The sequence below is a fragment of the Sphingomonas sp. genome (genome assembly GCF_048594985.1).
GTDB lineage: Bacteria > Pseudomonadota > Alphaproteobacteria > Sphingomonadales > Sphingomonadaceae > Sphingomonas_I.
This window is the reverse complement of record NZ_JBMDXG010000222.1, coordinates 13,997-33,251: the sequence shown is the minus strand read 5'-3', so window position 1 is coordinate 33,251 and position 19,255 is coordinate 13,997. Positions and strand designations below refer to the sequence as shown.

Annotated in this window: 15 protein-coding genes and 1 tRNA gene; 6 read left to right on the top strand and 10 right to left on the bottom strand. The window is 67.4% G+C overall.

The window, feature by feature from the left end; all coding sequences use genetic code 11:
• Window positions 1-9 precede the first annotated feature (9 nt).
• A complete protein-coding gene (locus tag ACOJSF_RS08775; protein WP_420141833.1) occupies window positions 10-717 on the bottom strand; it encodes a TonB family protein in 708 nt (235 codons plus the stop codon).
• 91 nt (window positions 718-808) lie between these two features.
• Window positions 809-3,148: a TonB-dependent receptor gene (locus tag ACOJSF_RS08770; RefSeq protein WP_420141832.1), complete on the bottom strand. Its 2,340-nt coding sequence runs from the start codon at window positions 3,146-3,148 to the stop codon at window positions 809-811.
• 174 nt (window positions 3,149-3,322) lie between these two features.
• Here ACOJSF_RS08770 and ACOJSF_RS08765 point away from each other — a divergent pair, with 174 nt between their 5' ends.
• Window positions 3,323-5,437: a RelA/SpoT family protein gene (locus tag ACOJSF_RS08765; protein ID WP_420141831.1), complete on the top strand. Its 2,115-nt coding sequence runs from the start codon at window positions 3,323-3,325 to the stop codon at window positions 5,435-5,437.
• A gap of 104 nt (window positions 5,438-5,541) precedes the next feature.
• On the opposite strand, the gene nusB is transcribed toward ACOJSF_RS08765, so the two are convergent.
• From nusB to ACOJSF_RS08735, 6 genes are all read right to left on the bottom strand, one after another.
• Window positions 5,542-5,997: a transcription antitermination factor NusB gene (nusB, locus tag ACOJSF_RS08760; protein ID WP_420141830.1), complete on the bottom strand. Its 456-nt coding sequence runs from the start codon at window positions 5,995-5,997 to the stop codon at window positions 5,542-5,544.
• Window positions 5,994-7,274: a histidinol dehydrogenase gene (gene hisD / locus ACOJSF_RS08755; RefSeq protein ID WP_420141829.1), complete on the bottom strand. Its 1,281-nt coding sequence runs from the start codon at window positions 7,272-7,274 to the stop codon at window positions 5,994-5,996. Before hisD ends, nusB begins: the two co-directional genes overlap by 4 nt.
• A complete protein-coding gene (gene hisG / locus ACOJSF_RS08750; protein WP_420141828.1) occupies window positions 7,264-7,935 on the bottom strand; it encodes an ATP phosphoribosyltransferase in 672 nt (223 codons plus the stop codon). Before hisG ends, hisD begins: the two co-directional genes overlap by 11 nt.
• An 82-nt stretch (window positions 7,936-8,017) precedes the next feature.
• Window positions 8,018-8,596 (bottom strand): OmpA family protein, encoded by a 579-nt coding sequence (locus ACOJSF_RS08745; RefSeq protein ID WP_420141827.1) that lies wholly within the window; start codon window positions 8,594-8,596, stop codon window positions 8,018-8,020.
• A 10-nt stretch (window positions 8,597-8,606) separates the two neighbouring features.
• A complete protein-coding gene (locus ACOJSF_RS08740) occupies window positions 8,607-9,317 on the bottom strand; it encodes a glutathione S-transferase (protein WP_420141826.1) in 711 nt (236 codons plus the stop codon).
• A 3-nt stretch (window positions 9,318-9,320) separates the two neighbouring features.
• The gene (locus ACOJSF_RS08735) at window positions 9,321-10,178 is read right to left on the bottom strand and encodes an SDR family oxidoreductase (RefSeq protein ID WP_420141825.1); all 858 of its coding nucleotides are present in this window, start codon (window positions 10,176-10,178) and stop codon (window positions 9,321-9,323) included.
• Between the two features lie 298 nt (window positions 10,179-10,476).
• Between ACOJSF_RS08735 and ACOJSF_RS08730 the strand changes: the two genes are divergently transcribed.
• The 5 genes from ACOJSF_RS08730 to ACOJSF_RS08710 all read left to right on the top strand — a co-directional run bounded on the left by ACOJSF_RS08730 (window position 10,477) and on the right by ACOJSF_RS08710 (window position 17,450).
• Entirely contained in the window at window positions 10,477-12,306 is a 1,830-nt protein-coding gene (locus ACOJSF_RS08730) for an ABCB family ABC transporter ATP-binding protein/permease (protein WP_420141824.1), read from the top strand.
• Window positions 12,307-12,368: 62 nt separating this feature from the next.
• A tRNA-Glu gene (locus ACOJSF_RS08725) sits at window positions 12,369-12,444 on the top strand.
• Window positions 12,445-12,612: 168 nt separating this feature from the next.
• A complete protein-coding gene (locus ACOJSF_RS08720) occupies window positions 12,613-13,107 on the top strand; it encodes an Lrp/AsnC family transcriptional regulator (protein ID WP_420141823.1) in 495 nt (164 codons plus the stop codon).
• Between the two features lie 195 nt (window positions 13,108-13,302).
• The gene (locus ACOJSF_RS08715) at window positions 13,303-14,883 is read left to right on the top strand and encodes an amidohydrolase (RefSeq protein ID WP_420141822.1); all 1,581 of its coding nucleotides are present in this window, start codon (window positions 13,303-13,305) and stop codon (window positions 14,881-14,883) included.
• 74 nt (window positions 14,884-14,957) lie between these two features.
• Window positions 14,958-17,450 (top strand): zinc-dependent metalloprotease, encoded by a 2,493-nt coding sequence (locus ACOJSF_RS08710; RefSeq protein WP_420141821.1) that lies wholly within the window; start codon window positions 14,958-14,960, stop codon window positions 17,448-17,450.
• A gap of 48 nt (window positions 17,451-17,498) precedes the next feature.
• Here ACOJSF_RS08710 and ACOJSF_RS08705 read toward each other — a convergent pair whose 3' ends face one another.
• Complete coding sequence (locus ACOJSF_RS08705; RefSeq protein ID WP_420141820.1) at window positions 17,499-17,912, bottom strand: DUF305 domain-containing protein; 414 nt, start codon at window positions 17,910-17,912, stop codon at window positions 17,499-17,501.
• A complete protein-coding gene (locus ACOJSF_RS08700; protein WP_420141819.1) occupies window positions 17,912-19,216 on the bottom strand; it encodes a hypothetical protein in 1,305 nt (434 codons plus the stop codon). The genes ACOJSF_RS08705 and ACOJSF_RS08700 overlap by 1 nt, the downstream gene beginning before the upstream one ends.
• Window positions 19,217-19,255: the final 39 nt, after the last annotated feature.

Sequence of the window (19,255 nt, the reverse complement as noted above, 5' to 3'; positions counted from 1 at the left end):
GCGGCTCCGTCAGGCGAGCTTGAAGGAGGCGGGGAAGATGCCGATGCCCTCGACCGCCATGCCGTCGCGCGTCGCCGGCTGGAAGCGCCAGCGCCGGACGACGTCGATCGCGGCCTTGTCGAGGATGTCGAAACCGCTCGATTGCGCCACCGCGATGTCGGTGACGCTGCCATCGGTCGCGATCAGGATGCGCAGCCGCACCACGCCCTGCTGATGCAGCCGGCGTGCCGACGCGGGATATTTGAGCGGCGGGTTGCCGGGCAGCGGCGACAGCTTGCCGATCGCCATCGGCCCCGGCGTGGGAGAGGGGGCCGCGACCGCCGCCGGCGCTGCGGCCGGAGCGGGCGGTTCGGGCGAGGCCACCGCCGTCACCGCGACGGCGGCGGGCGGGGCGGGGGTCTGCACGATCGGCGGAGGCGCCACGATCGTCGGCTGCACCATCTGCTTCTGGTCCGGGGGCGGCGGCGCGGCCGACGGCGGCGGAGGGGGCGCGATCTCCAGCGGCACCATGGTGACCGCCAGCGGCTCGGGCTTGGCCGGACCGATCGGGATGACATCGAACAGGACCAGCGCGGCGATCAGCCCAACATGCGCCAGCGCGATCGCCGCCAGCGTGCTCCAGCTGCAGCGGCGCGGATCGTGGAACGTGCATCGTTCCTCGCCGCCGCGCGCCGCACCGGGCAGCGCCAATGGCTGCCCCTCGCTGAAGGAAGACATGTACATCGCCCGAGCCCGTCCTCGGCTTCATCCCCTAACGCAGCCAATAATGCGAATCAATCGCATACTGGCCGCGTTAGGGGAGCGTTGATCAGAAGTTGTAGATCAGCGAGGCGACCGCCGAGCGGCCTTCGCCCGGCACCGCCCAGCCGTTGTTGCGCACGCCCGTATAATATTTCTTGTCGAAGATGTTCTGGACGTTGACCTGCACGGTCAGCTGCTCGGTGACCGGGTAGGCGATCATCGCGCGATGCGTCATCCAGTCGTCGGTCTTATAGTGCGGCGGGGCGGCATTGTTGACCAGGAAGCTGCCCGTGTAGGTGAAGCCGTAGCCAAGCTGCAGCCCGAATGGCAGCGTGTAGCTGGTGAACAGGCTGCCCGCATGCTTCGGCGCCTGGACCAGCGGATTGCCGGCCTGCAGATCGCTCGTCGGGCAGGTCAGCGCCGTCCCGCCCGGCGGCGTGAAGCTCGCGCCCGGATTGGCGAGGCAGTAGTTCGAGATGCTCTGCTTCACCTTGCTGTCGAGGTAGGTGTAATTGGCGAAGATCGTCCAGCGCGGGGTGATCCGCCCCGTCGCGCCGAGCGCGATGCCGTCGACGCGGCTGCGCCCGTCGTTGATCTGCACCGTGCCGAGCGACGGATCGTTGCTCGCGACCGGGAAGTTGGTGCGGTCGTTGCGGAATAAAGCGGCGGTCAGCTGCAGCGCGGCGTCGAACAGGTCGATCTTGCCGCCGATCTCGTAATTGACCGCTTCCTGCGGGCTGGCGGTGCAGGGATCGGTGTTCAGCGTCTGCGTGCCCGGCGTGCCGCACCCGCTGCGCACGCCCGATGAGACCGGCGTCCGCGAATTGCCGTAGGCGATATACAGGCTGGCGTTGGGCACCGGCTTGTACACCGCGCCGACGCGGTACGAGAACAGATTGTCGTCCGCCACCTGGTCGGGCCCGCGCACATATTGGCCGAGCGTCGCGCCGGCGACGACCGTGTCGGCGCGGAACACCGTATTTTGCCCTTCGTAGCGGATCGCGCCGTTGAGCTCGATCTGCGGCGTGATTGCCAGCGTGTCGAACAGGTAGATCGCCTTGTTGAACGTATCGCCGTCCGAATAGCCGGTCTGCACGAAGTTGATCGGCCCGGTATAGATCGCGTTCGGATTGGCGATGTTGATCGGGTCCAGCGCGGGGTTGGGCAGCGCGCCGCCCGGATTGCGCAGCACGTTGCCGTTGCGGATGTGATAATCCTCCTGGCCGAACGATCCGCCGAGCGTCATCGTGTTGGTCATGCCGCCGATTCCGAATTCGGCGCGCAGGTCCAGCTGGTTGTACCAGATCGACGTCTCGGTCAGGCGCGTCGTGCCGCGCGGGCCCGAGGGGTAATAGGTTCCGGGCACCTGGCCCGCCGCGCAGGCCGCGCCGGTCGGCGTCTGGCCGTTGGCGAGACAGAAGGTGCCCTGCGGCGGATTGACGTAGGTATCGTAGGAGACCTTCTGCCAGCGGCTCAGGTTGCGCAGCGACAGCCGATCGCTGAAATCATGTTCGAAGATGATCGTCGCCTGGTTGATCGACTGGCGCGTCCGGTCGACGTTTTCGTAGCCGTAATAGCCGCTCCGATCGACGCCGGGCAGTATCCCGTCATACAAAGCGTTCTTGTAATAGGGCACGCCGTAGACCGGGATGCCGCGATCGCGCTGGTAGAGATATTGCAGCGTCACGCGCGTCGGCTGCTCGATCCCGACCGTGACCGACGGCGCGATGCCCCAGCGCTTGCTATGCTCGAAATCGCGGCCGGGCATGTCGTTCTTGTGGCCGAGCAGATTGAGGCGCGCCGCGACGTTGCCGCGGCGGATGTTGGCGTCGGCGGTCCCGCGCCAGTAATCGGCGGTGCCCACGCCGCCCTGCACGACGACCGCGTCGGTCGCCTTCGGCCGCTTGGTGACGAGGTTGATCGTGCCGCCGATCGATCCCGATCCGCCGAACACCGAATTGGCGCCGTTGATGACCTCGATCTGCTCGATGTTGAACGTGTCCGATCGGGTATATTGCGCGCTGTCGCGCACGCCGTCGATCGTCACGTCGGTCAGCGCGCTGAAGCCGCGCAGGTTGAACGAATCGCCGACGCCGCCGCCACCTTCGCCCGCGCCGAAGGTGATGCCGGGGACGGTGCTCAGCGCATCGCGCAGGCTCAGCAAATTCTGCTGCTGCAATGTCTGGGCGGTCAGCACGGTGATCGTCTGCGGAATGTCGAGCAGCGGCTGATTATATTTCGGCGACTCCAGCCGCTCGACCTTCACGTCCTCGCTGATGGCGGTGTCGGTAACGGTCGCGCCGTCCAGTTCGGTCGCATCCTGCGCCAGCGCTGGCGTGGCCAGCCCGCTCGCGATGAAACCCACGCACGACAGCGCGAGGAAAGCCGGTGTCCGCCGGTCACTCATGTCAATTTGCCCCTTTTGTCGATCGTTTCGATCCGTCGAGCGGGCGGCTAATGAGAATCGATCGCAGCGTCAACCATGATGCGAACCCGTCGCAATAAAAAAAGTTATGATTGGAATGGCCTTAAGGGGCGGTGCGCCTTGCAATCCCTGGCGTCAGACCGCCATCTTGGCCGCATGCTGCGCCAATATGAACTGGTCGATCGGGTGCTGGGCTACGATCCGGATGCGGACGAAGCCCTGCTCAACCGCGCCTACGTCTTTTCGATGGCCGCGCATGGCAGCCAGAAGCGCGCCAACGGCGATCCCTATTTCAGCCACCCGATCGAGGTGGCGGGCATCCTCACCGACCTGCACCTCGATGATGAGACGATCGCGACCGCGATCCTCCACGACACGGTCGAGGATACGCTCGCCACGCCCGAGCAGATCGAAAAGACGTTCGGGCCCTCGGTCGCGCGCCTCGTCGACGGGGTTACCAAGCTCAGCAAGATCGAGGCGCAGAGCGCGAACGAGCGCGCGGCGGAGAATCTGCGCAAGTTCCTGCTCGCCATGTCGGGCGACATCCGCGTGCTGCTGGTCAAGCTGGCCGACCGGCTCCACAACATGCGGACGCTGAAATTCATTCCGTCGGCCGAGAAGCGCCGCCGCATCGCGCGCGAGACGATGGATATCTACGCCCCGCTCGCCGAGCGGATCGGCATGTACGAATTCATGAAGGAGATGCAGACGCTCGCCTTCCAGGAGCTCGAGCCCGAGGCGTATGATTCGATCACCAAGCGGCTCGAACAGCTCCGCAAGGGCGGTGGCGACCAGGTCTCGCGCATCGCGTCGGGCATTCGCCTGCTGCTCGGCCAGAAGGGGATCAAGGCCGAGGTCGAGGGGCGCGAGAAGCATCCTTACTCGATCTGGCGCAAGATGAGCGAGCGCCACATCAGCTTCGAACAATTGTCCGACGTGATGGCCTTCCGCGTGATCGTCGACGATCCCGAACAATGCTATCAGGCGCTGGGCGTGCTGCATCAGCGCTGGCCGATGATCCCCGGCCGCTTCAAGGATTACATCTCGACGCCGAAGCGCAACGGCTACCGCTCGCTCCATACGGGCGTGATGCACAGCGAGCGTTTCCGGATCGAGATCCAGATCCGCACCGCCAAGATGCATGCCGAGGCCGAGTTCGGCGTCGCCGCGCACTGGGCATACAAGACGGGCGGAATGATCCAGCCCGACGTCAATTCACGCTGGATCCGCGATCTGGTCGAGATCCTCGAACATGCGGCGAGCCCGGAGGAGCTGCTCGAACATACCCGCATGGCGATGTATCAGGATCGCATCTTCGCCTTCACGCCGCAGGGCGAGCTGATCCAGCTTCCGCGCGGGGCGACGCCGGTCGACTTCGCCTATCAGGTCCATACCGATCTGGGCGACCAGACGGTTGGCGCCAAGATCAACGGGCGGGTCGTGCCCCTGCGCACGCTGATCCAGAATGGCGATCAGGTTCAGATCCTGCGCTCCAAGGCGCAGGAGCCGCAGGTCTCGTGGCTCAACTTCGTCGCGACCGGCAAGGCGCGCGCGGCGATCCGTCGCTTCGTACGCAACAAGGAACAGGGCGAGATGGTCGCGCTCGGCCGCCGCTTCTACGATGCGATCGTCGCGCGCCTGCCGACCGCGCTCGCGCCCGACGCGCTCGATCACGCGGTGCGGCGGCTCAACATGGATCGGCCCGACGACCTGATGGAGGCGATCGCCCGCGGCGACATTTCCGATCAGGCGGTGATGGAAGCGGTGATGCCTGGCTCGTCGGGTGAGGCCGCGCCCGCGCCCGCCGGCCCTCGCCGCCCGATCTCGGTCAAGGGCCTGACGCCCGGCATCGGCTTCACGCTCGCCTCCTGCTGCACGCCCGTGCCGGGCGACCGCATCGTGGGGGTGCGCCGCGCCGACGCGCCGGTCGAGGTGCACGTGATCGAATGCCCTGTGCTGCAGGCCGCGCCCGAGGAGGACTGGATCGATCTCGGCTGGGGCGACGGCAGCGAGGGCGGCACCGCGCGGCTGACCGTGATCGTCCGCAACCAGCCGGGCTCGCTCGGCGTGATGGCCAGCATCCTCGGCGGGCAGGGCGCGAACATCGTCAACCTCAACCTCGCCGAGCGTGACGCGAGCTTCCACACCTTCCAGACAGTGATCGAGGTCGACGACGTGGCGCACCTGATGCGCATCCTCGCCGCACTCCGCGCCGCCGACGCGGTGGTCAGCGCCGAACGGATGGAGCCCCGCGCCCCCCTCGCGGCCTAATGCGGACCCCCGGCCCGCTCGCCCTGAGCCTGTCGAAGGGCCGTTCTTCGCACCGTCGCGAAAGGTCAGGACAGGGCTTCGGCCGGCTCAGCCCGAACGGAGTGCTATGCCCGCACGTCCTTCGCGACCGCGTCGAGCAGGCCGTTAACGAAGCCGGTCTCGCGCCGGTCGTAGAAGGCATCGGCGACGTCGACATATTCGCTGATTACGCTCGCGGTCGGCACGTCGGCGCGGGCGATCAGTTCATAGGCGCCCGCGCGCAGGATCGCGCGCATCGGCCGGTCGAGCCGGGCGAGGTTCCAGCCCTTGCCCAGCCGGGCGGCGATGCGCGTGTCTATCTCGTCACGCCGTGCGTCGACCCCGCGCACCACGTCGTCGAAGAAGGCGACCTCGGCATCGGCATAGGCCACGTCCTCGATCGTCGCGCCGAGCCGATGGCGGTGGAATTCGTCGAGCAGGCGTGCCATCGGCGTGCCCTCCATCTCCTGCTGGTACAGCGCCTGCACCGCCGCCAGCCGCGCTGCCGAGCGCGCCTGCGTCCGCCCCTTGCGCGCGCTCACAGCCGCACCGCCACCGACGCCGCGTGCGCGGGCAGGCCTTCGGCCTTGGCGAGCGCGACCGCCGCCGGCCCGATCTTGGCAAGACTGCCCGCGTCGCAGGCGATGAAACTCGTGCGCTTCATGAAATCCAGTACCGAAAGCCCCGAGGCGAAGCGCGCGCGGCGCCCGGTCGGGAGGACGTGGTTGGGACCGGCGATATAGTCGCCGACGGCCTCGGGCGTATAGCGGCCGAGGAAGACCGATCCGGCATGGCGCACCCGGGCAAACAGCGCCTCGGGATCGTCCACCGCCAGTTCGAGATGTTCGGGCGCGAGCCGGTCCACCAGCGGCATTGCCGCATCCGGCGACGGCACGACGATGATCGCGCCGTTCGCCTCCCACGCCGCGCGCGCGGTCGCGCCGGTGGCCAGCGCACCCAGCTGCCGCTCGACCGCCGCCGCCGTCCGGTCCGCGAAATCCGCGTCGTCGGTGAACAGGATCGACTGGCTGGTCGGGTCATGCTCGGCCTGGCTCAGCAGGTCCGCCGCGATCCATTCGGGATCGTTCGCGCCGTCGGCCACCACGACGATCTCGGAGGGACCCGCGACCATGTCGATCCCCACCACGCCGTAAAGCTGGCGCTTGGCCTCCGCCACCCAGGCATTGCCCGGCCCGACGATCACGTCGACGGCCGCGATCCGTTCCGTGCCGTAGGCGAGCGCGGCGATCGCCTGCGCGCCGCCGATCCGCCACACTTCGTCCACGCCGGCAATCTCGGCCGCCGCCAGGACCAGCGGGTTGACGATCCCGTCGGGCGTCGGCGTGACCATCACCAGCCGCTCGACCCCCGCCGCGCGCGCGGGAATCGCGTTCATCAGGACGGTCGAGGGATAGGCCGCGCGCCCGCCGGGCACGTACAGCCCCGCCGCATCGACCGCGCGCCAGCGCGCGCCAAGGCGGACCCCCGCCGCGTCGGTCGCGTCGCGATCCTCGGGCTTCTGTGCCGCGTGATAGGCGCTGATCCGTTCGGCCGCGAGCTCGATCGCCGCGCGCAACTCCGCGTCCAGCCCGCCCAGCGCCGCCTGCCGCTCGGCCTTCGAAACCTCCCACCCACCGTGATCGAGGTCGTGGCGGTCGAACCGCTGCGTATGTTCGCGTAGCGCCGCGTCGCCCTCCGCGCGGACGCGCGCGACGATCGCCGCAACATCGCGCGACAGGTCGGCATCGGCCTCGCGCCGCGCCTCGACCAGCGCGGTGAAGGCTTCGGCGAACCCCGGATCGGATGCGTCAAGCCGCATGCGCCGCTTCCTCCGCCGCCGCGCGGAACGCCTCGACCAACGGGATCACCGTCTCGCCCTGCGTCTTGAACGCGGCGCGGTTGACGATCAGCCGCGCCGAAACCTCCGCGATCGTCTCGACCTCGACCAGCCCGTTTTCCTTCAGCGTCCGTCCGCTCGAAACGAGGTCGACGATGCGGCTCGACAGGCCCAGCACGGGCGCGATCTCCATCGCCCCGTTCAGCTTGACGCATTCGGCCTGCACGCCGCGCGCCTCGAAATGGCGGCGCGTGATGTTGGGATATTTGGTCGCGACGCGGACGTGGCTCCATCCGCGCGGATCGTCCGCCTCGGCCATCGCGCGCGGTTCGGCGATCGCGATCCGGCAATGGCCGATGCCCAGGTCGACCGGCGCGTAGAGCTCCGAATAATCGAACTCAATCAGTACGTCGGATCCGACCACGCCGAGCTGCGCGGCCCCATGCGCGACGAAGGTCGCGACGTCGAACGCGCGCACCCGGATCAGCCCGATGTCGGGCCGGTTGGTGGCGAAGCGCAAGGCGCGGCTATTTTCGTCGGCGAAGGCGGGCTCGGGCTCGATTCCGGCGCGCGCGAACAGCGGCAGCACCTCGGCGAGGATGCGGCCTTTCGGAACGGCGATGGTGATCGGCGGGGCGGCCATGGCGCGCCGGGCTTTAGGGGGGAAGCCCCGACCGGGCAACCGGCGGGATGGGGTGGTGGCCTGCCGAGCCGGGGATCGGCCCTTATTCGGGGATCGCGATCTCGATGCGGCGGTTGCGCGCGCGCCCTTCGGCATCGTCCAGCCCGTTCAGCCGCGTATCCTCCGCCACCGGATCGGCCGCCCCCCGGCCCAGCACGACGAAACGCCGCCGCTCCAATCCGACCTGGCGCCCCAGCCAGTCGGCAACCGCCTGCGCTCGCTGTGCGGTCAGGCGCTGGTTCGCGCCCTCGTCCCTCGTGGTATCGCCATGCCCCACCACCTGCACCGCGCCGGGGCCCGCCGCCCGGATCATGTTGGCGACCGTGAGCAGCGACTCGCCCGCTTTGGGGCTCAAGGTGGCGGAGCCGCCGGCAAACAGCAGGTCGCCCGGCACGGTGACGACGCGGCCCAGCGCGTTCCGTTCCTCATGCAGACCCTGGCCTTCCTCGCTCGGGTCGCGCAACGTCCCGTCGAGCGCGGGGCCGCCCACCGCCGGATCGGCCTTGTTCGCGGTCGGCGCGTGATCCGGCGAGCAGGCGGCCAGCGTCAGGATCAGGAAAGCATAAGCGGCGCGGCGCAACGGCATCGCGACGCCGGTATGTTGCAGGGGAACATCGTGCATCGGCCGCCGCTCACTCGCCGTCGAGTTCGGGATAATGGCGGAAGATGCCCTCCTGATTGAACCGCAGCCGGCGCTCGCTCGCGAGATAGTCCGCCAGCGCGGGCAGCGCCGCCACCCGGTCGTGCAGCGCGATCACGCGCGGCACGTCGCGCGCGACCGTCGCCATCCGCCGGGGAAAGGCATGACGCAGCCCGGCGATCAGGTGGAACAGCGACAGGTCGGCATAGCTCCAGCCTCCACCCGCCAGCCAGTCGCCGCGCTGCGCCAGGATCCGATCGAACCAGCCGAGGAATTTGGGAATGCGCGCATCGCGAAAGTCTGCCGCGCGCCGCTTCGCCTCGGTTTTCTGGTCCTCGTAATAGTCCCCCATCGATACCGGATGATGCGTGTCGTGCGCCTCGGTCACCATATCGGCGATGGTGAGCTGGCACTGATGGACCCAGAGCCGCCCGGCCGGATTGCTGGGGGCAAGCCCATGTCTTTCGCCCAGGAACAGCAGGATGTTCGCCGCCTGGCCGATCACTATGCCGTCGGCGATCAGATAGGGAGGCGCGAACGGCGGGTCCCCGCGCGTGCGGTCCATATCCGCCTCCAGCGCGGCGAATCCCTCCTCCCCCGCCTCGCGCGCCATGTCGCGATAGGGGATGCCGCCCGCCTCCAGCGCCAGCCGGGGAAATTCCCCGCGCCCGGGCAGCGAGGGCCAGTACCACAGTTCGTACATGGCTCAGCCGTTGACGACGGTGCCGCCGTTCGGGTGCAGCACCTGCCCCGACATGTAGCTGCTGTCCTCGCACGCAAGGAACAGGAAGCTCGGCGCGACCTCGTTCGGCTGGCCGGGGCGGCCCATCGGCGTGCCCTCCCCGAAATGCGCGAGCTTCTCCTCGCTCGCGCCGCCGCACGGGTTGAGCGGGGTCCAGATCGGCCCCGGCGCGACCGCGTTGACGCGGATGCCCTCACCGACCAGCTGTTCGCTCAGCGCGCGGGTGAAGGCGGTGATCGCGCCCTTGGTCGAGCTGTAATCGATCAGCTCCTTCTCACCCTGATAGCTGGTGACGCTGGTGCAATTGACGATCGCGGCGCCCGCTTTCAGGTGCGGGCGCGCCGCCTGCGTCATGAAGAACATGCCGAAGATGTTGGTCTGGAACGTGCGGCGCAATTGCTCCTCGGTGATGTCGACGATGTCCTGATCGGGATGCTGCTCGCCGGCATTGTTGACGAGGATGTCGATCCGCCCGAACGCCTCGACCGTCTGGTCGATCGCCTTCTGGCAGAAATCCTTGTCGCCGACGTCGCCCGCGATCGTCACGCAGCGGCGCCCTTCGGCCTCCACCGCGCGCTTCGTCTCCTCGGCATCCTCATGCTCGGACAGATAGACGATCGCGACGTCGGCGCCCTCGCGCGCGTAGAGCACCGCGACCGCGCGGCCGATCCCGCTGTCGCCGCCGGTGACGATCGCCGCCTTGCCCGCCAGCCGGCCCGATCCCGGATAACGGGGCATGTATTCGGGACGCGGATCGAGGCTCGCCTCGCTGCCCGGCAAAGCGTCTTCGTGGATCATCGGCTGCGGCGGCTGGCTGTCCATCGTCTGTCTCCTTTGCCGCCCCAACGGTTCGCCCGCGGCGCGGTTCACATCGTTGCGCAGCTTGATCGAATGGAACAAAACATGTACATGGATCATCATGCAGGGGCTGGCGGATCTGGGGGTGGCCGATGGAGCGCTCGGCCTCTTCCTGCCCGCTCTGGCCCGCGCCCGGATGCGTGCGCATACCCCTGCTTTGGCATCACTTTCCGCGAGTCGGTGTAAACTTCCGAATGCCGGTGGGCAGGGCCGGGGCGGCGGGCGCTGGCACCGCGCGCCGCGCGCACTATCTAAGGGGGCGATGCCCCCCTCCTCGTCCGAACTCCCCGCCCCGCCCGCCGACGGCTGGGCCGCGCTGCGCCGCTTTCTGCCCTATCTGTGGCCGAAGGACCGGCCCGCTTTGCGCGCGCGCGTCACGTTCGCGATGGTGCTGGTGCTGCTGGCGAAATTGCTCACGCTCGCCATGCCCTTCGCCTACAAGGCTGCGATCGACCGGATGGCGCCGGGGATGGAGGGGGCCGCCGGCCTCGCAATCGCGCTGGTCGTCGCTTATGCCGCCGCGCGCTTCGGCGGGACGCTGTTCGACAATCTGCGCAACGCCATCTTCGAACGTGTCGGGCAGGATGCGGCGCGGCGGCTGAGCCTGGAGGTGTTCGCCCATCTCCACCGTCTCTCGCTGCGCTTCCATCTCGAACGCCGCACCGGCGCGCTCACGCGCGTGATCGAACGCGGCACCAAGAGCATCGACACGATGCTCTATTTCCTCCTGTTCAACATCGCGCCGACCATTTTCGAGCTGGTCGCCGTGTGCGCGATCTTCCTCGTCAAGTTCGGCCCCGGGCTCGTCGCCGCGACCGCCGCGATGGTGGTGCTGTATGTCGGCTTCACCCGCCGCATGACCGAATGGCGCATCGCGCTGCGTCGCGAATGGACTGCGACCGATGGCGAGGCGACGCAGAAGGCGGTCGATTCGCTCCTCAACTACGAAACGGTCAAATATTTCGGCGCGGAGGGCGTCGAGCAGCGCCGCTATGGCGAAAGCGTCACGCGGCTGATCGACACCACGGTCAAGGTCGAAACCAGCCTCGCCTGGATGAATATCGGCCAGGCCTTCATCACCAACGCGATGATGGCCGGCGCGATGGCGTACAGTGTGTGGGGCTGGAGCCATGGGCGCTTCTCGACCGGTGACGTCGTGTTCATCAACACGATGCTGGCGCAGCTTTTCCGCCCGCTCGATTTCCTCGGCATGGTCTATCGCGAGATCCGCCAGGGCCTGATCGACATGGAGGCGATGTTCGGCCTGGTCGATACGCCTGAGGAGGTGGTCGACGCGCCCGGCGCACCCGATCTCGTGCCGCGCGGCGGCGCGGTCGCGTTCGAGCATGTCGACTTCGCCTATGATCCCGAACGCCGGATCCTGCGCGACGTGAGCTTCGCGGTCCCAGCCGGCGGCACGCTCGCGGTGGTCGGGCCGTCGGGCGCGGGCAAGTCGACGCTCGCGCGGCTGCTGTTCCGCTTCTACGACGTGACCGGCGGCCGCATCCTGATCGACGGGCAGGACGTCGCGGGCGTCACGCAGGCTTCGGTCCGCCGCGCGATCGGGATCGTCCCGCAGGATACCGTGCTGTTCAACGACACGATCGGCTACAATATCGCTTATGGCCGTGCCGGCGCCACCCAGGCGGAGGTCGAGGCGGCGGCGCGCGGGGCCGCGATCCACGACTTCATCATGGCGCTCCCCGACGGCTACGGCACGAAGGTCGGCGAGCGCGGGCTCAAATTGTCGGGGGGCGAGAAGCAGCGCGTCGCGATCGCGCGGACCCTGCTCAAGGATCCGGCTTTGCTGATCCTCGACGAGGCGACCAGCGCGCTCGACAGCCGGACCGAGGCGGCGATCCAGGATACGCTCGAACGGATCGCCGCGCGGCGGACCACGGTCATCGTCGCGCATCGCCTGTCGACCATCGTTCACGCCGACGAGATCATCGTGCTCGACAAGGGCCGCATCGTCGAGCGCGGGGCGCACGCCGGCCTCGTCGCGCAAGGCGGCCTCTATGCCGAAATGTGGGCGCGCCAGCAGGCCGAACAGCGCGCGGCGGAGCAAGCCGCGGAGGCCGAGGCGGCGTGACGCCACGTCTCGCTTGACGCCGCGCCCCCACCCGCATAGACGCCCGCCTTCGCGCCAGCGCTGGCCCCTTCGTCTAGCGGTCTAGGACGTCGCCCTCTCACGGCGAAAACACGGGTTCGAGTCCCGTAGGGGTCACCATCCGCTTCCGGCCCGGTCGAAGCGTGATCGATATCATGCTCATCCAATCTGAACGATCGGAACCGGACGCGACTTCCGGGCTCCCGGCTATCCCTATGTTGCATCGCGGCGATTGCGCGGGCGAAGGCTTTCCGCCTAGCCTGACGAGCGCTGACAAGGGGGAAGGCATTGAGTACGGACGATTCCAACCGTTCGATCGATCCCATCGATTACCGGATCCTGCGTGAACTGATGCGCGACGGCCGGGCGTCCGATGTTGCCCTGGGCGATCGCGTGCATCTTTCGAGCACGGCGACGGCGCGCCGGCGGAAGATCCTCGAGGAGCGCGGCGTCGTTCGCGGTTATGTCGCCGACCTCGACCTTTCCCAGCTCGGCTTCGCGATCATGGCGATGGTCGCGATCGAGCTGACCAGCCAGACCGAGCAGGTCCTGAACGAGTTCGAGACGGCGGTGATCAAGTGCCCCTCGATGTCGTTTTGCAGCTTCGTCTCGGGCGATACCGACTTCCTCATGATCGTCCATGTCCGGTCGTTCGAGGATTATGACCGCGTCTACCGGAGCGAATTGTCGACGCTGCCGCATGTCGCGCGCATCCGATCGAGCTTCGTGATGCGTCAGGTCGCCAACCGGAATATCCCCCCGGTCGTATTCAACGGAGCGTGATTCAGGCTTTCTGGCCGTTGCCTGCTACCGAAAACTCGCGTTTAAATCTGCCTGATTGACGTTTTCCGGCAAAATCCCGCCCCCGCGGGCAATATATTGCAGGAACCCTGTCCTTTCTTTCTGTTACGCTGTTGCCGCGCCGCCGCATCGCGGCTGCAGCAAGATGATCGTGCGTGGGACCGGGGGACGACGAGAATGAAGAAGAGTGTGCACAAACATCTGCTGGGTGGCTTGCTCGGCATCGCACTGACCGCGCCGTGCGCGGCGGCGGCGCCGGCCAAGCTGAAGCAGGCCGCAATCGCCGATGTCGATTCCCAGGCGAAGCAGGTGCAGGTGATGGTCGACACCGTCTTCGCCTTCGCCGAACCGGGATTTCAGGAGGTCAAGACCTCCGAATATCTGACCTCGATCCTCGAAAAGAACGGCTTCACGATCACGCGCGGCGTCGCCGGCACGCCGACCGCGTGGACGGCAACCTGGGGCAGCGGCGGGCCGCTGATCGCGATCGGCAGCGACATCGACTGTCTGTTGGGCCTCAGCCAGGTGCCGGGCAGTCCGACGCTGAAGCCGATCATCGATGGCGCGCCCGGGCATGGCGAGGGTCACAATGCCGGCATGCCGCTCGTCATCGCAGCGGCGATCGCCACCAAGCACGTCATGGAGAAGAACAAGATCCCCGGTCGGTTGATGATCTGGCCGGGCGTGGCGGAGGAGTTGCTCGGCACGAAGGCCTATTATGTGCGCGACGGCCTCTTCAAGGATGTCGACGCCACCATCTTCCTCCATGTCGCCAACGATTTCGGCACGAGCTACGGCGAGGGCGGCAATAACGGCATGGTCTCGGTCGAATATACGTTCCGCGGCAAGACGGCGCATGCCGCCGGCATGCCGTGGGAGGGGCGCAGCGCGCTCGACGGAGTCGAGCTGATGGACGCGGCCTGGAATTTCCGTCGCGAGCATCTGCCGGTCACCCAGCGGTCGCATTACGTGATCTCGAACGGCGGTGGCCAGCCCAACGTCGTGCCCGACGTGGCGTCGGTCTGGTACTACTTCCGCGACCGGACCTTTGCCGCGGTCAAGAACATGTACGAGATCGGCAACGAGATTTCGGAAGCGGCCGCCAGGCAGAGCGGCACCACCGTGTCGCATCGCATCCTGGGCTATGCCGCGCCGAATTGGGGCAACAAGCCGATGGCCGAGGCGGCCTATGCCAATATCCGCGCGGTCGGCCAGCCGAAATGGACCCCGGACGATCAGGCCTTCGCCAAGGCGGTCCAGGTCGCCAACGGGCGCAAGGTCGAGCCGCTGGCGACCGAGATCAAGCCGCTGCAGGATCCGGCGACGCGCCCGACGTCGATGGGCGGCGGTTCGGACGATATCGGCGACGTGATGTGGACCGTGCCGACGATCACCATCCGCTTCCCGTCGAACATCCCCAACATGATCGGCCACAACAAGCTGGCGGCGATCGCGATGGCGACCCCGATCGCGCACAAGGGCGTGGTGGCGGGCGCGAAGGCGGTATCGATGACCGTCCTCGACCTGATGACCACGCCGAAGCTGATCGCGGACGCCAAGGCGTATCAGCAGAATGTCCAGTTCAAGAGCGATACCTACGCACCGCTGATCGGACCGAACGACAAGCCCGCAATCTGGCTCAACAAGGACCTGATGGACAAACTGCGTCCGGAGATGAGCAAATATTATTACGATGCGGACAAATACCCGACCTACCTCGACCAACTGGGCATCAAATATCCCAATGTCGGCGGATGAGGACGTCGTCCGCAACGCGGTACGCTTGATCTGACGGATATTGGCGGGGTGCCGCCACGGGTGGGGGACATGATATGAAGGCCAGCGACTGGATGCGGTGGGCGTCGACGGCGGCGATGGTGGCGGCGCTGTCCCCGGTCGCGGCACTCGCCGCGCCATCGCCGGCGGGGTCATCGGCAACGGCGGCCAAGTCGCTCGCGGGACTGCCCCGCGCCGATGGCTACGTTCCCTTCTACTGGGACGCCGCCGAAGGGCGTGTCCTGATCGAGGTGCCCGTCTTCGATCAGGACGTGCTCTATTACGTCTCGGCGGCGACCAATCCCGGATCGGTGCAGGTGCCGTTCGATCGCGGGATCATCTCCAGTTCGGTCATCCACTTCCAGCGTGCGGGCGGCAAGGTCGTCGTCAACCAGATCAACATGGACTATCGCGCGCCCGGCGCGGCGGCCAAGACGCAGGAGGGGGTGGCGGACTCCTTCCCTACTTCGGTCCTCGCCGTCCTGCCGGTCGTGTCCGAAGCGGGCGGAAAGGTGGTGGTGGACGGCACCCCGCTTTTCATGCGCGACGCCGGCAACGTCATTCCGCGCATCAAGCGGGCGAAGCAGGGCACGTTCCGCTTCGAGCCGGCGCGCAGCAGCTTCTACCCCAAGCGGATGAAGGCGTTTCCGGAAAATACCGAGATCGAGACGATCGCCACCTTCACCTCCGACGCGCCGGGCGAAGCGATCAGCGACGTGACGCCCGCGGACGGCGTGCTGACGCTGCGGATCCACCACAGCTTCCTGAAGGCGCCGACGGGCTATGTCCCGCGTGAGGCGGACCCCCGCATCGGCGTGAGCGCGATCCGCTTCCACGATTTCTCCAAGCCGATCGACGACTATCCGATGACCAAATGGATCACGCGGTGGCGGCTGGAGAAGAAGGATCCCTCGGCGCCGCTCAGCGAACCCAAGACGCCGATCGTTTATTATTTCGACCCCGCCATTCCCGATCCGATCCGCCAGGCGATGAAGGAAGGCCTGCTATGGTGGAACAGGGCGTTCGAGGCGGCCGGCTTCAAGAATGCGATCGAGGCGAAGGACGCCCCGGCCGACATGGACCCGATGGACATACGTTATGCTTATGTCCTGTGGATCCACCGCGACGAGCGCGGCTTTTCGTCCAGCGGCAATTATCTGGATCCCCGCACTGGCGAGGTGCTGGGTTCGAAGACGCATATGGACACATATCGGCTGCGCACGATCGCCAGTTATTACGATGCCTATAGCGGCGGTCTGCCGGCGGATGGATCGGGGCTGACGATCGCCGATCCGTCGATCACCAGTGCGGATCAGTTCAACGCCATGCCCAAGGGGCAGCGCGACATGGCCTATCTGCGCCAGGCGCTGCTCACCGCGCACGAACTGGGCCACACGCTGGGCTTCCAGCACAATTGGGCGGCGAACCTCAACAACCGCTCGTCGGTGATGGAATATCCGACGCCGCGCGTGAAGGTGACCAACGGCAAGCTCGACCTGTCCGAATCGTTCATGACGTCGGTCGGCGCGTACGACACCTACATGACGCGCTACGCCTATACGCCGTTCGCGCAAGGTCGGGAGAAAGCGGGCCTCGACGGTGTCGTCAAGGATATGCGCGACCACGGGATCGTGTTCACGCAGGGCACCGATCCGCGCTGGACCTGGTATGACGACCGCGAGTCGCCCGAGGAAAATCTGCGCGAGACGGCGGCGGTGCGTAAGATCGCGCTCGACGCTTTCGGCCCGCAGATGCTGAAGCCGGGCGAGCCGATCGGGGCGCTCCGCGACATGCGCCTGTGGATCGTCTATCTGCAGCAGCGTTACGCGATCGAATCCGGCATCCGTTATATCGGCGGCATGCTGCAGAACATCTCGGTGAAGGACGAAGCGCACCCGCTTCCCCCGACCGAATTCATTCCGGCGGCGCGCCAGCGCGCGATCCTCGACCTGCTGATGGACGCGATCGATCCGAAGAATCTGGAAATTCCGGAATCGCTCCTCATCCAGCTCACGCCCGATCCCGAGCGCAATCTGGAGGATTTGTCGCGCGACGACGTGTTCGACCAGCTTCGCGCCGCGCGGATTCTCGCCGCGATGGTGGTCGAGCCGCTGTTCGCGCCCGACCGTGCGGCACGGATGGTCGCGCTGTCTGCGCGCACGTCGGACACGCTGACCTTCCCGCAAATGGTGGACACGGTGCTCGCCGCAAGCTGGGGCCGGACGCCGGCGGGCAGCGTGCAGCATCGCGCGCTCCTCCGCGCGGTCCAGGAGGTCACGCTGCGTTCGATGATGACGCTCGGCGTGGCCGAGGATACCGCGCCCGAGGCCCGGGCGTTCGTGCTGGACCGGCTGGGCACGCTCGCGGAGCAGTTGCGCAAGCGGAGCGACGCGGATGCGCTGACCGCCGCTTTCTATCGCCAGTCAGGCCGCGACATCGAACGCTACCTTGAAGACCCGGGAGCGCACATGCCGAAACACGTCATGCCCGAATGGGGCGATTCGCCCCGCTCACGCTTTCCGTTGCCTCCGGGGCCGCCGATCGGGTGAGGGGTGCCGGCGGGCGGGGCGCGCCGGCTTGAAGCAAAGGGGCGGCGCTCAATTCACGCCGTGATGGTGATGGCTGGCCTGGGGCTTTGCCGGGGCGGGGGAGACGCCCTTCTCCCGGAGAACGCGCTGCATCAGCGCGATTTCCTTCTGCTGCGTGGCTATGATGTTCCGGGCAAGCGCCTTGAGCTCGGGGTTGCTGCCGTGCCGGAGCAGCGCCCGCGCCATGTCGACTGCGCCTTGATGATGCGGGATCATCATGACGGCGAAATCACGATCGACATCGCCGGTTGGGGGCACGTGCATTTCGGCCATCATCCGGTCCATCGCGACGGCGTTTTCCCTGAGGAAGGCGGCGGCGTTCGGGTCCGGCTTGGCCGGCGGTGCCGCGCCGGCTCCGCTCGACGCCGTTGCGTGCAGCAATGCAATGAGGGCGGGAAATACGTGGCGATGGAATGGCGGCATTATCCGACCTCCTTGATGGTGGGGCCGCCGGTGACGGCGGGAGAACAGGGTATGGCGGTGGGGCGGCGCAGGGGCGCATCGTCGGCCGCGCGGATCAGGCAGGCCAGTCGATCCCATCGTGCGGCCAGGGTCGGGGCGCCGCGCTCTACCGCGCTTTGCACCCGCACGCGCGCGGCAGTGTAGCCGGCGGAGTACGCGCCGAGTGAGTCGACGAACGCGATCAGTGCGCGCGGGCTGGCGATCAGCGCGTCATGTTCCAGCGCGTCCGCCGCCTCGTCCCTGTCGATCCGGCCGTCACGATAAGCGCGCAGGATCGGCAGCGCGGCGGGCGCAAGCGCATAGGAAAGCTGGCGCACGCGTTCGAACCGCGCGGCTTCGGCCGGGGGCAGCCCCGCCATGGGAAACAGCACGTCGCGCTCGAATCCCAGCCGTTCGTCGGGCGGAAAGACCAGAGAAACGCCATATTCGGCCGCGCCCTCGCGCAGCGCCGACCCCGCCGAGCGAAGGAAGACGAGGCGATCCTCGACATGCAGCCCGCCCATCTCGGCCAGGACGAACTGGGTGTGATGGCCCGGATATCCCTCGTGACACGCGACATCGACCGCCGAGCCGATGAAGGCGACGGCCTGCGGATTGACGCGCAGCGTGCTGCGATACTCGCCCTGATAATTGTGCCAGGCGGCGTCCACCGCTCCGGTCCATTCGACGTCGGTCTGCTCGTTGGCGGGCAGCGACCAATGCTGCCGCGTGCGGCGGCGGCATTCGGCCAGCGCGCGCGCGAACAGCGCCGGGCGCGCAGCCTCCGGTACGATCAGCGACCGGCGATAAGCCTCGATCCGACGACCGAGCGATCCTTCCCCGGGCAGCAGCCGGTTCAGCTCGGCGCGCACGCGCGCGAACGCCGCCTGATCCAGTGGGGGCGTGGCGATGCCGTACAGCCGTCGTTGCTCCTCCTCGAACGGCATCGACCCCGGACGCTCGATCAAGCCCACGAGCGTGCGGAGCCCTTGCGAACGGAGGAGCAGCCGGTCGCGTCGCGCGCTGGCGGGAAGCTGCCGCAGCGTCTCCATCAGCTGTCCGATCTTGCCATCCATGGTGGCAAGCCTTGGCGTGGACTCGTCGGCCGGCGCCTCGTTGGGCGGGGAGCCGAAATATCCGTCGATCTCCTCCGGCGCGATCTGCCGCAGCGCCAATCCAAGCCGGACGAAGCGACGCGCCGACTGCTCCAGGCCATCGTCGGAGGAGCCCGCATGGATGTGGGGCGCCCCCCATATCCACATACCCAGCAGGATCGCTGCCGCCACGATCGCGCCAGTCCCGATCCATCGGCGCGATATGCCCGA